General features: G+C 58.6%; 14 protein-coding genes. 9 read left to right on the top strand and 5 right to left on the bottom strand.

Going from position 1 to position 13,069, the window contains the following annotated elements:
• The first annotated feature begins 147 nt into the window (after positions 1-147).
• Together BCF46_RS07195 and BCF46_RS07190 are read left to right on the top strand one after the other, a co-directional pair.
• The gene (locus BCF46_RS07195) at positions 148-1,470 is read left to right on the top strand and encodes a DEAD/DEAH box helicase (RefSeq protein ID WP_121023032.1); all 1,323 of its coding nucleotides are present in this window, start codon (positions 148-150) and stop codon (positions 1,468-1,470) included.
• 6 nt (positions 1,471-1,476) lie between these two features.
• On the top strand, positions 1,477-1,719 hold the full coding sequence (locus tag BCF46_RS07190; RefSeq protein ID WP_147435972.1) for a methionine synthase: 243 nt from the start codon (positions 1,477-1,479) through the stop codon (positions 1,717-1,719).
• A gap of 70 nt (positions 1,720-1,789) precedes the next feature.
• Here the strand turns inward: BCF46_RS07190 and ssb are convergent, their stop codons facing one another.
• Complete coding sequence (gene ssb, locus BCF46_RS07185) at positions 1,790-2,302, bottom strand: single-stranded DNA-binding protein (protein ID WP_121023030.1); 513 nt, start codon at positions 2,300-2,302, stop codon at positions 1,790-1,792.
• 171 nt (positions 2,303-2,473) lie between these two features.
• Between ssb and BCF46_RS07180 the strand changes: the two genes are divergently transcribed.
• Positions 2,474-3,085: a lytic transglycosylase domain-containing protein gene (locus tag BCF46_RS07180; protein WP_121023029.1), complete on the top strand. Its 612-nt coding sequence runs from the start codon at positions 2,474-2,476 to the stop codon at positions 3,083-3,085.
• A gap of 3 nt (positions 3,086-3,088) precedes the next feature.
• On the opposite strand, the gene aroB is transcribed toward BCF46_RS07180, so the two are convergent.
• Entirely contained in the window at positions 3,089-4,204 is a 1,116-nt protein-coding gene (aroB, locus tag BCF46_RS07175) for a 3-dehydroquinate synthase (protein ID WP_121023028.1), read from the bottom strand.
• Positions 4,201-4,758, bottom strand: coding sequence for a shikimate kinase (locus BCF46_RS07170; protein ID WP_121023027.1), 558 nt, complete (start codon positions 4,756-4,758; stop codon positions 4,201-4,203). Before BCF46_RS07170 ends, aroB begins: the two co-directional genes overlap by 4 nt.
• A 126-nt stretch (positions 4,759-4,884) precedes the next feature.
• On the opposite strand from BCF46_RS07170, the gene BCF46_RS20075 reads away from it, so the two are divergent.
• The 3 genes from BCF46_RS20075 (at position 4,885) to BCF46_RS07160 (ending at position 7,521) form a co-directional block, all read left to right on the top strand.
• Positions 4,885-5,019 carry a hypothetical protein gene (locus BCF46_RS20075; protein WP_281272088.1) on the top strand — a complete coding sequence of 45 codons (135 nt, stop codon included), beginning with the start codon at positions 4,885-4,887 and terminating at the stop codon, positions 5,017-5,019.
• 310 nt (positions 5,020-5,329) lie between these two features.
• On the top strand, positions 5,330-6,586 hold the full coding sequence (locus BCF46_RS07165) for a hypothetical protein (RefSeq protein ID WP_121023026.1): 1,257 nt from the start codon (positions 5,330-5,332) through the stop codon (positions 6,584-6,586).
• Complete coding sequence (locus BCF46_RS07160; RefSeq protein WP_425454414.1) at positions 6,583-7,521, top strand: site-specific tyrosine recombinase XerD; 939 nt, start codon at positions 6,583-6,585, stop codon at positions 7,519-7,521. Before BCF46_RS07165 ends, BCF46_RS07160 begins: the two co-directional genes overlap by 4 nt.
• A gap of 1 nt (position 7,522) precedes the next feature.
• On the opposite strand, the gene BCF46_RS07155 is transcribed toward BCF46_RS07160, so the two are convergent.
• Entirely contained in the window at positions 7,523-8,326 is an 804-nt protein-coding gene (locus tag BCF46_RS07155) for a metallophosphoesterase family protein (RefSeq protein ID WP_121023024.1), read from the bottom strand.
• 79 nt (positions 8,327-8,405) lie between these two features.
• Between BCF46_RS07155 and BCF46_RS07150 the strand changes: the two genes are divergently transcribed.
• From BCF46_RS07150 to BCF46_RS07140, 3 genes are read left to right on the top strand one after another with little or no spacing between them, the layout of a single operon-like run.
• Positions 8,406-9,713, top strand: a complete 1,308-nt coding sequence (locus BCF46_RS07150) for an HlyC/CorC family transporter (protein WP_121023023.1) — start codon at positions 8,406-8,408, stop codon at positions 9,711-9,713.
• Complete coding sequence (locus BCF46_RS07145; RefSeq protein ID WP_121023022.1) at positions 9,710-10,654, top strand: nucleoside hydrolase; 945 nt, start codon at positions 9,710-9,712, stop codon at positions 10,652-10,654. The genes BCF46_RS07150 and BCF46_RS07145 overlap by 4 nt, the downstream gene beginning before the upstream one ends.
• The gene (locus BCF46_RS07140) at positions 10,651-12,066 is read left to right on the top strand and encodes a protein adenylyltransferase SelO (RefSeq protein ID WP_425454413.1); all 1,416 of its coding nucleotides are present in this window, start codon (positions 10,651-10,653) and stop codon (positions 12,064-12,066) included. The genes BCF46_RS07145 and BCF46_RS07140 overlap by 4 nt, the downstream gene beginning before the upstream one ends.
• Here the strand turns inward: BCF46_RS07140 and BCF46_RS07135 are convergent.
• Positions 12,063-12,950 (bottom strand): DMT family transporter, encoded by an 888-nt coding sequence (locus BCF46_RS07135; protein WP_121023021.1) that lies wholly within the window; start codon positions 12,948-12,950, stop codon positions 12,063-12,065. The two genes, BCF46_RS07140 and BCF46_RS07135, sit on opposite strands and share 4 nt — an antisense overlap.
• Between the last annotated feature and the right edge of the window lie 119 nt (positions 12,951-13,069).

Raw genomic sequence — 13,069 nt, 5'->3', positions numbered from 1 at the left:
AATCAGCAAGGCACTGCACCGCCGCAGCACACACGTTCCCGATATTCACGCGAATGGGTCCGGTGGAGGAACCGCCTCCACGACCAATTTAACGCGACCTCACCGCCGATTCAGGCGTGGGGCCCACATGTCACGAGAGGACATGACTTGAACAAGTTTGAAGCTTTGGGGATCTCCCCGAAAATTGCCGAGAAACTCACTGAAAACGGGATTACAAACCCGACCCCTATCCAGGAAGAAGCCATCCCGATCATCCTGACCGGCCGCGACGTTATGGGCTTGGCCCAAACCGGCACCGGCAAAACTGCCGCCTTCGGGCTGCCGATCATCCACAATCTGGTAAAGCTTGGCACCAAACCCGCGCCACGCACCGTGCGCGGCCTGATCCTTGCGCCGACACGTGAACTGGCCAAGCAAATCTGCGACAACCTGAGAATGTTTCAGGGCGGCGGCCATCTAAAAATCAACATGGTTGTCGGCGGCGTGTCGATTAACCCGCAAAAAAAGGCGCTGGAGCGCGGCACTGACATTCTGGTTGCCACTCCGGGCCGTCTGATTGACTTGTTGCAGCAGAAATCTGTTGTGCTGGGCGATGCGAAGTATCTGGTGCTTGATGAAGCTGACCAAATGCTCGACATGGGCTTTATCCACGCGCTGCGCCAAATCGCACCCTTACTGCCTAAAGACCGTCAGACTTTGCTGTTCTCAGCCACCATGCCGAAACTCATGGAAGAATTGGCTGCGACCTATCTGGATCACCCGCGTCGCGTACAAGTTGCGGCACCCGGCAAGACTGCGGACAAGATCACGCAATCGGTTCACTACATTGCCAAAGCCGCGAAAAACGATCTGCTGATCGAGCTGATGGACAAGCACCGCGACGATCTTGCGCTGGTGTTCTGCCGCACCAAACATGGTGCGGAAAAGTTGATGAAGCTCTTGGATAAAAAGGGTTTTGCGGCTGGCTCTATCCACGGCAACAAATCGCAAAACCACCGCGACCGCTCTCTAGCGGCGTTCAAGTCCGGGGATCTGAAAATTCTGGTTGCTACCGATGTGGCTGCACGTGGGATCGACATTCCGGGTGTTGGGTTCGTCTATAACTACGATCTGCCAAACGTTCCTGAAAGCTACGTGCACCGCATTGGCCGGACCGCACGCGCGGGCCGCGAAGGGGAGGCGATTGCTTTCTGTGCACCCGACGAGATGGGCGAGTTGAAAGACATCGAGAAGATGTTGAAGATCACCATTCCTGTCGCGGGTGGCCGTCGCTGGTCCCCGTCCGAGGAAGAAAAGAAGCCTGCACGCGGCGGTGGCGGAAATCGTGGCGGTGGTCGTCCAAGCGGCGGTGGCCGTCGGGGCCAAGGCAAACCCAAAGCGGCTGGCGGCGAGGCCCCATCGGGCGGAGCGCCCAAGCGCAAACGTAACCGTCGCCGTCGGGGTCAAGGTCCAGCATCTGCTGCGGCGTAATCTAAAATGAGCCGTTTCCAACGCGTAATGGCAATCACGATGACGATGCTCACAGTCTGCTTTGCCGGGCTGTGGGCGTTCGTCTACCTCTACATTTCTGGCATGGCCTGCGCGTTTTCAAACAACGCGAATTGCGGCGTGAGCATGCCATGGCAATTGTCCGGTGAGGATTTGCAGTTCATGGTGCTAATCCCCGGAGCCATATTCCTGATGATGGCTATTTTGTCTGTGCTGCTTTGGCGGAAATAGCCAAGTAACCCACTAACGATACGAAAAAGGGGCCGCGAGGGCCCCTTAATTTTTGGTCGTTCTAACTGACTTAGAACGGGATTTCGTCATCGATGTCGCTCGACGGGCTGGATTGACCGCCACCGCCGCCAGACGGACCGCTGTCATAGCCGCCACCCATCGGATCGCCGCCGTAGCTTCCGCCACCACCGCCACCGCCGTAGTTGCCACCGCCACCACCGCCGCCGCCACTTGGGCCGTCGAGCATGGTCAGGGTGCCGCCATATCCTTGCAACACCACTTCGGTGCTATATTTGTCAGCACCGCTTTGATCTTGCCATTTGCGGGTTTGCAGCGCGCCCTCGATGTAAACTTTGGAGCCCTTCTTCAGATACTGCTCCGCAATACGAACCAAACCTTCCTGAAAGATCGCGACCGAATGCCATTCGGTTTTCTCGCGGCGCTCGCCGGTGTTCTTGTCTTTCCAAGTCTCTGACGTGGCGATACGCAGGTTGCAGACCTTGCCGCCGTTTTGGAACGTACGGACCTCTGGGTCGCGCCCGAGGTTGCCGATAAGAATGACTTTGTTAACTGAACCGGCCATGTGCGTGCGTCTCCCGAATCTTGCTTTGGTGCTCTTATATCGTCGGTATTTGGTTAATGGGAGACTTACAACCACACTCTGTGGTAGGCGCAAATTTGCTCAGGGGGTGGCGGAACCCCGCAAATCAACTATATTGCGCGAAGTTTGATGGGGCGAGTGGGACCAGTGTTCATGCGTAAGTTCTTGGTAGCATTGACGGCATTTGCTTTGATGGCCCCGTCATTCCCGCATTCGTCACTGGCCGAAGGGCTGGTTTCTTCGGGTTCGACCAGCAACCGCTCCAAGATATTTAGCTCGCAGGCCCGCCTGCTCGACGGGCGCCTGTCGTCACAATACAAAGCGTCCACAAAATTGCAGCCAGGCACCAAAAAGGCTGCTTTCGGAGTCTCGACCGCGATCCCGCGCTATCGCGGCTCTTATAAGGGCGTCTATTTGGCAGACGCCAAAAGCGCGGCACGCAAGCACGGAATTCCTACAGATTTATTCTTGCGCCTCGTGCAGCAGGAAAGTGGCTGGAAACCCCACGCCGTGTCCCACGCAGGGGCTATCGGGTTGGCCCAGTTGATGCCTGGGACGGCGCGTAAGCTGCGGGTGAACCCGCGTGACCCGAAGCAAAACCTTGAGGGCGGCGCGCGCTATCTCAAGCAAATGTACCGCAAGTTTGGCAGCTGGCGTCTTGCGCTTGCCGCGTATAACGCCGGGCCGGGTGCTGTTGAAAAGCACGGGGGCGTGCCGCCTTACCGCGAGACACGGAACTACGTGCGTAAGATCCTCGGCAGCTAGCTATTAAGCCAGCGCGTCTACGAGCACGGATTTGACGACCTTCGGGTCGACATTCGAGGTGACATATGCCTCACCAATGCCGCGCGTCATAATGTAATTCAACGTGCCTTGAGTGACCTTCTTGTCCTGCCCCATCAGCGCCATCAGCGCGTCGGCATCGGGCAAATCGCCTGCAATATCGTGCAAGTCCGTTTTCATCCCCATCGCCTTGAGATGCGCTCGAACGCGGCTTGGGTCTTCTTGAGAACACAGGCCAAGGCGTGAGGAGACTTCGAACGCCAGTGCGCAGCCTATGGCAACCCCTTCACCGTGAAGCAATCGGTCGGAATATCCAGTAGCGGCTTCTAATGCGTGGCCAAATGTATGGCCAAGGTTGAGCAGCGCACGGTCGCCTTGTTCTGTCTCGTCGCGCTCTACGATGTCGGCTTTCATCTGGCACGACCAACGAACGGCTTCGATACGTTTGGTGATGTCTCCGGCTGCCAGATCGGGGGCGTTGATTTCAAGCCAGTCGAAAAATGCCGCATCGCCCAGAAGCCCGTATTTCACCACTTCGCCGTAGCCAGCGAGGAAATCGCGCTCGGTCAGGGTGCCGAGGACAGCGACATCGGCCAAAACCAAAGATGGCTGGTGAAACGCGCCAATCAGGTTCTTGCCATGGGGCGAGTTGATGGCTGTCTTGCCACCCACCGAGCTATCGACCTGTGCCAAAAGAGACGTTGGAATCTGCACAAACCGAACGCCGCGCCGCAAAATAGCGGCGGCAAATCCAACCAGATCGCCAATCACACCGCCGCCAAAGGCCACGACCATATCGCCGCGCTCCACCTTTTGCTCCAGCAACCACTCGACCGTTTCGGTCAGGTAGCGCCAGCATTTGGTCGCCTCGCCCGAGGGTAGGGTGAGATGAGCCATCTCAATTCCGCCTGCCGCCAAACCATCGCGAAGAGCATCCAGATGCAGCGGGCCGACCGTGTCGTCGGTAACCACTGCCACGCGTGGGCGGCTGAGCAACGGCGACACCCAGTCGCTTGCATTGATTAACAGCCCGTGGCCAATTTCAATGCGGTAGCTGCGGTCGCCCAATGCGACTCGGACGGTTTCATGCGGATGTGTCACGTGTCGGCTTCTTTCAGTAAATTGGCGTTGCTCAGGGTTGCGATGACCTGGTCGGCCATGTCGTCGATGGAATACTCGGCGCGGGCTTCGACATTCAGCTGGGCTTGGGCATAGATCGGCGTGCGCGCCTCGTAAATCTCGGTGAGCGTGGCCAATGGATCATCCGTGCGCAGCAAAGGGCGGGTTGTCTTGTGGCGCACGCGCGACCAGAGCAGCGGCAGGTCGGCTTTCAGCCAGACAGAGACCGCCTTGTCGTCGATCAACGCACGGTTTGTCTCACTCAGGAACGCGCCGCCCCCGGTGGACAGCACTGCGGGTTTCCCGTCCAGCAAGCGTGAGATCACTTCTGTTTCGCGAGCCCGGAAGAACGCCTCGCCATCGCGGTCGAATATTTCTGCGATCGAGCGGTCGGCCGCACGTACCAGTTCTTCGTCACTGTCCAGAAAATTTACGTTCAGTTTACGCGCCACGGCCCCGCCAATGGCTGTTTTTCCAGCGCCCATCATGCCCACGAGGACCAAGGGGCGGGTCAGGGTCATGGCTTTGGGTGGCATTCTCTCGCTCAATTTACTTATTTCTGCTCTGAATGGAGTGAACTTGCCGAAAAAGCCATATATGAATCAACCGACAGGCGCAAAGGGCGGCAACAAAAGTTGCCCCAGATAAAAGGCAGATTCAGCGTGATACGGCTTCTAAAAGCTTTGATTTTCCTAATCGTGATGGGAATTGTCGGTATTGTCGGCTATGCCTATTTGGGCGACCTGACGCCAAGTCGGGTCGAGGTGAATCAACCGGTCACTTTGGATGCGAACTAGAAACTTTGTCGTAACACTTCTTGTTTTGAACGTTCTTGCGGGGCCCAATGGTCAGGCCCGCGCAGAAGAGCCGCTTTCTGCAATCGACTGGTTGTCGAATGTTGTAGAAGCTCCGCGAATCGTTGCACCGCCAAAGTTGCCACAAGCTAAGCCAGTCGATGACGTGGCCCGGTCCGCCACGCCTGCCTCCGTAGTAACAACGACCCTCGGCGCGCCAAGCCGCGATGCAGTAGGACTTTTGCCCAGTTCCGTCACAGGAATTCCGGCGGTTTTTTGGGGGACGACGAGTTCCACGACGCTCGCCGCTGCAATGAGCAATCTGCGCCCCGACCTCCCACCCCCGTTGGCCGAGTTGATGCGGCGGGTGCTGCTGGCCGAGCTGGCTCCGCCAATCGACAGCAGCGATGCGGAAATCCTGTTCCAGGCCCGCGTGGACGAGCTGTTGTCTTTGGGGGCGCTGGAGCAGGCCAAGGCGTTGTTGGACCGCGCAGATCCGGGCACAGCGCCGCTGTTTCAGCGGTGGTTCGATGTCAGCCTTCTGACGGGTGAAGAAGACGTGGCTTGCACGCGCATGCTGCGCCAGCCCGACTTGTCGCCAACCTATCCTGCGCGCATTTTCTGCATGGCGCGGGCGGGGGATTGGGACGCGGCAAACCTGACGCTCAGCACTGCGAAGGCCCTCAATGCGATGACGCCGGCCGAAGATGCCTTGATGGCACGTTTTCTAGATCCTGAATTATTTGAGCGTGAGGCCCCGCTACCAATTCCCACGCGTGTAACGCCACTGGTCTTTCGAATGCACGAAGCGATTGGCGAACCACTATCTCTGTCGACCTTGCCAAACGCTTTTGCTTTTGCTGCGCTGTCGGAAAACGGCGGCTGGAAGCCACGAATTACTGCTGCCGAAAGGTTGGCGCGCACTGGCGCCATCCTGCCGTCACGACTGTTGGCGATATATACGGAACGCCAGCCTGCCGCGTCTGGTGGCGTTTGGGACCGTGTGGATGCGGTGCAGGCCTTTGAGACCGCGCTGAAAGCCCGTGATCCTAATGCCGTAGCAACGCAGCTTCCTGAGGCAGTTCGGGCAATGCGCCGCGCCGGGTTGGAGCCTGCCTTGGCCAGCATGTTCGGAGAAACCCTGTTGGGCCTGCCATTGATAGATGAGGTGCGCGAGGACGCGACACGTTTGGCATTGTTGTCACCAGCCTACGAAGCCGCCGCCAACTCTGATGCGATCGCGGCAAATACCCCCGCGCTTTGGCGATCCGTTGCGCGGGGTGACGTGGCCGCCATTGCTGAGGTGGCGCAATCTGGAAGTCTTGATGCGCTGGAAGGGGCGGTCGCTGCGGCGTTTACCGCTGCCGGTCCGGCACCTGATCTGAAGCCCGTGATCGAAGAAGGCAACTTGGGGCTGGCTACGCTGAAGGCTGTCAAATTGATGGAAGACGGCGCGAGTGCCGATCCTCTGGCGTTGGAAAATGGATTGCGCACGCTTCGTAATTTGGGGTTTGCCGATATCGCGCGCCGCATGGCGCTTTATACGTTAATAACAAGGCCACGCAGTTGAGCCCTCCGGCTACCATGTCGCGCTGGATCGAGACGTTTCTGGACGCTCAGGCTGCCGAATTGGACGCCTCCGAAAATACCTTGCTGGCCTATGGGCGCGATCTGATCGACTTTGCGGGTTGGCTCGCTGATCGTGGTCCGACATTTGAGACCGCCTCGCGCGCAGACGTAGAAGATTACCTCATCCATTGCGATAATCAGGGGCTGGCTCAATCTACCCGCGCCCGGCGGCTGTCTGCTGTTAAGCAAATCTATCGTTTCGCCTATGAAGAGGGTTGGCGCGAGGATAATCCCGCTATCCAGATCAAGGGGCCGGGGCGCAAGAAGTCGCTACCGAAAACCCTCAGCGTCGAAGAGGTCGATCGCTTGCTTGGTGCGGCGCAAACTTCCGCACGCAGCGTCGAGGACCGGCTGCGTAACACATGTCTGATGGAGCTACTTTATGCCACCGGTATGCGGGTGACGGAACTGGTGACCTTGCCTGTGGCCGCTGCGCGAGGTGATCCGCGCATGTTGCTGGTCAGGGGCAAGGGGGGCAAGGAACGTATGGTGCCGCTTGCGGCGTCTGCACGCGATGCGGTGGCGGTTTGGATAGAGACGCGTGACGAAACAGATGCTGCTGCTCAGGCCAAGGGCAAGCCGATGTCGAGATTTCTGTTCCCGTCGCGCGGAAAAAGTGGCCATCTGACGCGCCACAGGTTCTATGTGTTGATCAAAGAACTGGCCGTGGCAGGCGGCGTGGACCCGTCCAAGGTGACACCGCACACGTTGCGCCACGCATTTGCGACCCATCTTCTGGCCAACGGGGCGGACCTGCGCGCCATTCAAACATTGCTCGGGCATGCCGACATCTCAACGACCGAAATCTATACCCATGTTCTTGACGAGCGCCTTAAGGAGCTGGTGCTAGAGCATCATCCGCTGGCGAAAGACTAGGTTAGCGTCGCAACGCGCTAGGCAAAACATCCTCACTTGGCCATAGGCCCGATCTGATCCCTGCTTCGTAGCCTTGGACCAAACCTGCGTTTTCCATAGCACGCGCGGCGGCATCGGTATCGTAGTTCAATGAATGGAACCGGACCCCGTCGCCCGACAAGATCGCGTAACGGGTCGCGGGCCTGCCATCGTGGGGCGGCATTCCGATGACGCCAGCATTAATCCAGCGCCGTGCGCCAATGACGCGCTCGAACGGAATGCCAGAATGGCCGCAAATCACGGCGTCAATTATTCCCGTCTTGGCTTCGATCTCTGCAAACTCAGCTTCAAAAACCGCACCCGTGTCGGATGGCCAGATAAACTGCGCCACATCCAGCGCGCCGCCATGGATCACCGCATATCGTTGGCCGGAATGGGTGAATGTCAGCCAATCAGGTGTGTCACCCCAGAAATCTGATGCACGCGGGCCGATCTGCCTGGAAGCGTGCTCGAACCACGTCTGCGAGGCTACATCGCAGGCGCTTCCTTCTTCAAACCCGCATCCGCAATCGGCAGCCCCGTTCAAAAGCTGTTGCTCGCAATTGCCCAAGATGGTGTGGCATCCCATGCCTGCCAAACGCTCGGCGCAGGCCAGCGCATCTGCGCAATAGGCGACCACGTCGCCGGTAAAGATGCAGCGTGAGGCAGGAATGCCCCGTGCGCTTGCAGTCATGATCACCGCATCCAAAGCCTGCACGTTGGAGTACGCGCCACCAAACAACAGCACCTCACCGCTTAATTCTCCCAGATCGCGGATAGAGGTCATGTGGCGGTTTCCCTTGAAGCAGGGGGCTTGGCACCCCATAACTCTCACTTAGCTTTCTTTTAGAGGACCGAAAACCCGGATGGACGACGCATCAACAATCTTTGACACTGCTTTCTGGATGACCGCGGGCGGCATTGTGGTGCTCTTGCTGCTATCGGCGTTCTTCTCCGGCTCGGAGACGGCGCTGACTGCGGCGTCACGTGGCAAACTGCGCAGCCAAGCGGACAAAGGATCCCCCGGCGCTGTGCGAGCTTTGCGGATCACAGAGGATACCGAGCGGCTGATCGGTTCGGTCCTGCTGGGCAACAACCTTGTGAACATCCTTGCGGCGTCATTGGCGACCGCGCTGTTTACCAAGGTGTTTGGTGAAAGCGGCGTGGCGTGGGCGACGCTGGTTATGACATTGCTGGTACTGATCTTTGCGGAAGTGCTACCGAAAACATACGCCATTACAAATTCCGAGACGGCCGCCGCGAAAGTGTCGGGGCCAATTGCAATTGTTGTGCTTGTTTTTGCGCCCATTGTGACTGCAGTGCGTGCCTTGGTGCGGTGGATGCTGAAACTGTTCGGCGTTGAAACCGACCCCGATAGCCATATTCTATCGGTGCACGAGGAAATCGCTGGTGCATTGGCGTTGGGCCATGAGGAAGGTGTTGTTCATAAGGAGCAACGCGACCGCCTTCTGGGCGCGCTAGACTTGAACGAACGGGATGTGGAGGAGATCATGCTCCACCGCTCGGACATCGAGATGATCAATGCCGAGGACCCGCCGGAAGCAATTATCAGCCAATGCCTGAGCAGCCCTCACACGCGCCTGCCGGTCTTTAGCGGGGAGCAGGAAAATATCGTAGGGGTTATGCACGCCAAGGACTTGCTGCGCGCGGTGGACAAGACCTTGCGTGGGGAAGACAAGGCGGCCCGCAACCTCAGCGAGTTCGACATCATGGATGTCGTACGCAAGCCGTATTTTGTGCCTGAAACGACCGCGCTGGACGACCAGATGCGTCAATTCTTGCGCCTGCACACGCATTTCGCGCTGGTGGTAGACGAATATGGCGCGTTGCAGGGATTGATAACCCTTGAGGATATCCTCGAAGAAATCGTGGGCGAGATTACCGACGAATTCGACGTAGCCGAGGCCGATGCACTCAGACCTGAATCCGATGGCAGCTATTTGGTAGAGGGAGGTATGACCATTCGCGACCTGAACCGCATGGCGGATTGGTCGCTTCCTGACGAAGAAGCCAACACGGTCGCTGGCCTTGTGATCCACGAAGCACAATCCATCCCGACCATCGGGCAGGTTTTCTCGTTCCACGGATTCCGGTTTGAGGTGGTCGAACGTCAGAAAAATAGATTGGCAAAGCTGAAAGTGAGACCACTGTGAACACCCCGCGCAAGATTATTATCGACACCGATCCGGGGCAGGATGACGCCGTTGCTATCTTGCTGGCGTTGGCCTCGCCGGAGGAGCTGGATGTGCTGGGCGTCACTGTGGTGGCGGGTAACGTGCCGCTGCCTTTGACGCAGAAAAATGCTTGTATCGTGTGTGAGTTGGCTGGGCTGCCAGACACCAAGGTATACTCGGGATGTGACGCGCCGCTGACGCGCAAACTGGTCACTGCCGAACACGTGCATGGTAAAACGGGCCTCGACGGGCCTGTGATGCCTGATCCGACCATGGCTTTGCAGGATCAGCACGCGGTGGACTTTATCATCGAAACTCTGCGTGCCGAGCCTGCCGGCTCAGTTTCGCTGTGCCCGCTTGGTCCGCTGACCAACATCGCCACCGCATTCAACCGCGCCCCCGACATCGTGGAACGGGTGCAGGAAATCGTGTTGATGGGCGGGGCCTATTTTCAGGTCGGCAACATCACGCCCGCTGCCGAGTTCAACATCTACGTAGACCCCGAGGCCGCCAAGATCGTCTTCGCCTCTGGCGTGCCAATAGTGGTGATGCCGCTGGACGTGACCCACAAGGCCCTGACCAACCGCGCGCGGGTCGAGGCGTTTCGAAACCTTGGCAATGAAGCGGGGCGCATGGTGGCGGAATGGACCGACTTTTTCGAGCGCTTCGACAAGGAGAAATACGGCTCTGAAGGTGCGCCGCTACATGATCCTTGCGTGATTGCCTATCTGCTGAAGCCCGAATTATTCTCGGGCCGTCACGTGAACGTCGAGATCGAGACCGGATCAGAGCTGACCCTTGGTATGACCGTCGCGGATTGGTGGGGCGTGACCGACCGCACGCCGAACGCGATGTTCATGGGGGGCTTGGATGCGGACGGCTTCTTTGCACTGCTGAACGAGCGGATTGCACGGCTGTGATCGCGCCCAAGTTTGACAATTCTTACGCGCGCTTACCGGACCGGTTTTATACCAAGCTGAACCCGTCGCCTGTCGCGGCACCTGCATTGATTACCCTGAACGATGATCTCGCAGATCAAATGGGGTTGGACGCTGAATGGCTACGCTCGGATGCGGGTCTCGCGATGCTGGCGGGCAACGCCATGCCCGACGGCGCGGACCCATTGGCGCAAGTCTACGCAGGACATCAGTTTGGCGGGTGGTCGCCACAACTGGGCGACGGGCGCGCCAATGTGCTGGGCGAGGTCGTTGGCCCTGACGGCGCACGCTGGGATATCCAGCTCAAGGGCTCTGGCCCGACGCCCTATTCACGGATGGGCGACGGGCGTGCAGGGCTTGGACCGGTGATGCGCGAGTACATCGTCAGCGAGGCGATGCATGCGTTTGGCGTGCCGACAACGCGGGCTTTAGCGGCTGTGAGCACAGGCGAGCGGGTTCAGCGGGAAACCGGACTGCCCGGCGCTATTCTGACGCGCGTGGCGCGGTCGCACATTCGGGTGGGGACATTCCAGTATTTTGCGGCACGTCAGGATGAAGAAGCAGTCGAAATCCTGCTGAACCACGCAATTGCCCGCCACTACCCGCATTTGGACCAAGGCGATACCTTGGGGTTTCTGAACGCCGTGATCGAGGCGCAGGCAGAACTGGTCGCCAAGTGGATGGGACTGGGCTTTATCCATGGCGTAATGAATACCGACAACACGCATGTGGGCGGGTTGACCATCGACTACGGTCCTTGTGCTTTCATGGACGCGTATCATCCGGCCACAGTGTTCTCCTCCATCGACCAGCAGGGGCGTTATGTCTATCAGGGCCAGCCCGAGATTTTGGTCTGGAACCTCGCGCAACTCGCAACAAGCTTGCTGCCCCTTATCGACGCAGATCGCGACGAGGCGATCTCGGCGGCAAAAGAAGCACTCGGCACGTTCGGCGATTTCTACACGGTCGCTTGGAAACGGATTTTCTTCGCCAAGATCGGATACTCGGTGGGCGGCGATGCGCAAGTCGCGCAGGTGCAAGACCTGTTGACGCGGATGGCGAATAACCAAGCTGACTTCACACGGGTGTTCCGCGCCATGGCACGTGGGCGGGCCGCGCGGGATGAATTTGTGGACCCGACCAGTTTTGATGAATGGGAAACAGAGTGGGGCGGCGGGGACGCCGCGCTCATGCGCGCCGCGAACCCCGCGATCATCCCGCGCAATCACCGCGTTGAAGAGGCGATCCAAGCAGGTATGCAGGGCGACTACGCGCCGTTTCTTCGGCTGAACGCGGCGCTGGCACTGCCCTACGAGGACCGCGCAGAGTTTGCAGATTTGGAAACCGCGCCCACAGAGCAACAAATGGTGCGTCAGACGTTCTGCGGTACCTAAGTCTTCGGGGCGCGGTTGATCAGCACGATGCCGACTGCCACCAAGGTCAGCGCGCCAAGGATGGATACGCCGATCTGTTCTCCAAGCAACAGCCACCCCATCAGGACTGATAAGACCGGCGACAGGAACGAAAAGCTGGCCACGCCAGAGGCCGGATAGATCGACATCAACCAGAGCCAGAAGATAAAGCCGAAGGTCACTACAACCACGATCTGAAAGGCCAATGCGGCGTAGTGGATGGGCTGCGGGTCACGGATAAGTGGCCCGAACAAGGGTGCGACCGCCAATAGCACTAGGGCGGAAATCGCCACTTGATAGAACAGTTGCATCTCGGGGCGCACCGTTTTCAACGGAGTGGCTTTGACCAGAAGTGCCGTTGCCGCCCAACCTATCGCTGCGCCCAAGGCGCATAGATCGCCCAGCAAGGACGCCTCGCCTCCGTCGCTGCGGTCAAGAATGGCCCAAGCAACCCCTGCGAACGCAATGACCAGCCCCAGCGATTTACGCGGGGTGAGCCTGTCACCGGGGATCAGAAAATGTGCCGACAATGCCAACCAGACAGGCATGGAGTAGAAAATCACCGAGGCGCGGGACACGGTCGTCAGGTCCAGCGCCGTAAAAAGCATTATGAACTCGATCGAAAACACGACACCGATCATCAGCGCAGATGGGACCACCGCGCGGGGTAGGGTCAGTTTTAGCCCCCGCCATTTCATCCAGAGCAAAATGCACACCACTGCTCCGGCAGAGCGCATACCTGCGAAGAATACGGGTTGGAAGGCGTTGTTGGTGACCTTAATGACCACCTGATTAAACGCCAATAACAGGGCTAGGCCCAACAACGAGATTACGCCGAACGTGTCGATTTGGCTTTTAGGTGGCATAGGGGCTCCGGTTGGATGTGTATGCCGCCCTAAGAGGTTTGCGCAGTGGGTGTCAATCGCGCTGAGCATGCGGATGCGTTGCACCTAAAGCACGCAGCGCGCGATTGCGGCTGGCTTGA

Source organism: Litoreibacter meonggei (genome assembly GCF_003663885.1).
Classification (GTDB): domain Bacteria; phylum Pseudomonadota; class Alphaproteobacteria; order Rhodobacterales; family Rhodobacteraceae; genus Litoreibacter; species Litoreibacter meonggei.
The sequence above is the reverse complement of the archived record's forward strand: the minus strand, read 5'-3'. Positions and strand labels throughout refer to the sequence as shown.

Coding starts and splice junctions, on each gene's coding strand:
- BCF46_RS07190 (WP_147435972.1), top strand. CDS start 1,477: ATGAGCCGTTTCCAACGCGTAATGGCAATCACGATGACGATGCTCACA.
- ssb (WP_121023030.1), bottom strand. CDS start 2,302: ATGGCCGGTTCAGTTAACAAAGTCATTCTTATCGGCAACCTCGGGCGC.
- BCF46_RS07180 (WP_121023029.1), top strand. CDS start 2,474: ATGCGTAAGTTCTTGGTAGCATTGACGGCATTTGCTTTGATGGCCCCG.
- BCF46_RS07170 (WP_121023027.1), bottom strand. CDS start 4,758: ATGCCACCCAAAGCCATGACCCTGACCCGCCCCTTGGTCCTCGTGGGC.
- BCF46_RS07165 (WP_121023026.1), top strand. CDS start 5,330: ATGAGCAATCTGCGCCCCGACCTCCCACCCCCGTTGGCCGAGTTGATG.
- BCF46_RS07155 (WP_121023024.1), bottom strand. CDS start 8,326: ATGACCTCTATCCGCGATCTGGGAGAATTAAGCGGTGAGGTGCTGTTG.
- BCF46_RS07150 (WP_121023023.1), top strand. CDS start 8,406: ATGGACGACGCATCAACAATCTTTGACACTGCTTTCTGGATGACCGCG.
- BCF46_RS07135 (WP_121023021.1), bottom strand. CDS start 12,950: ATGCCACCTAAAAGCCAAATCGACACGTTCGGCGTAATCTCGTTGTTG.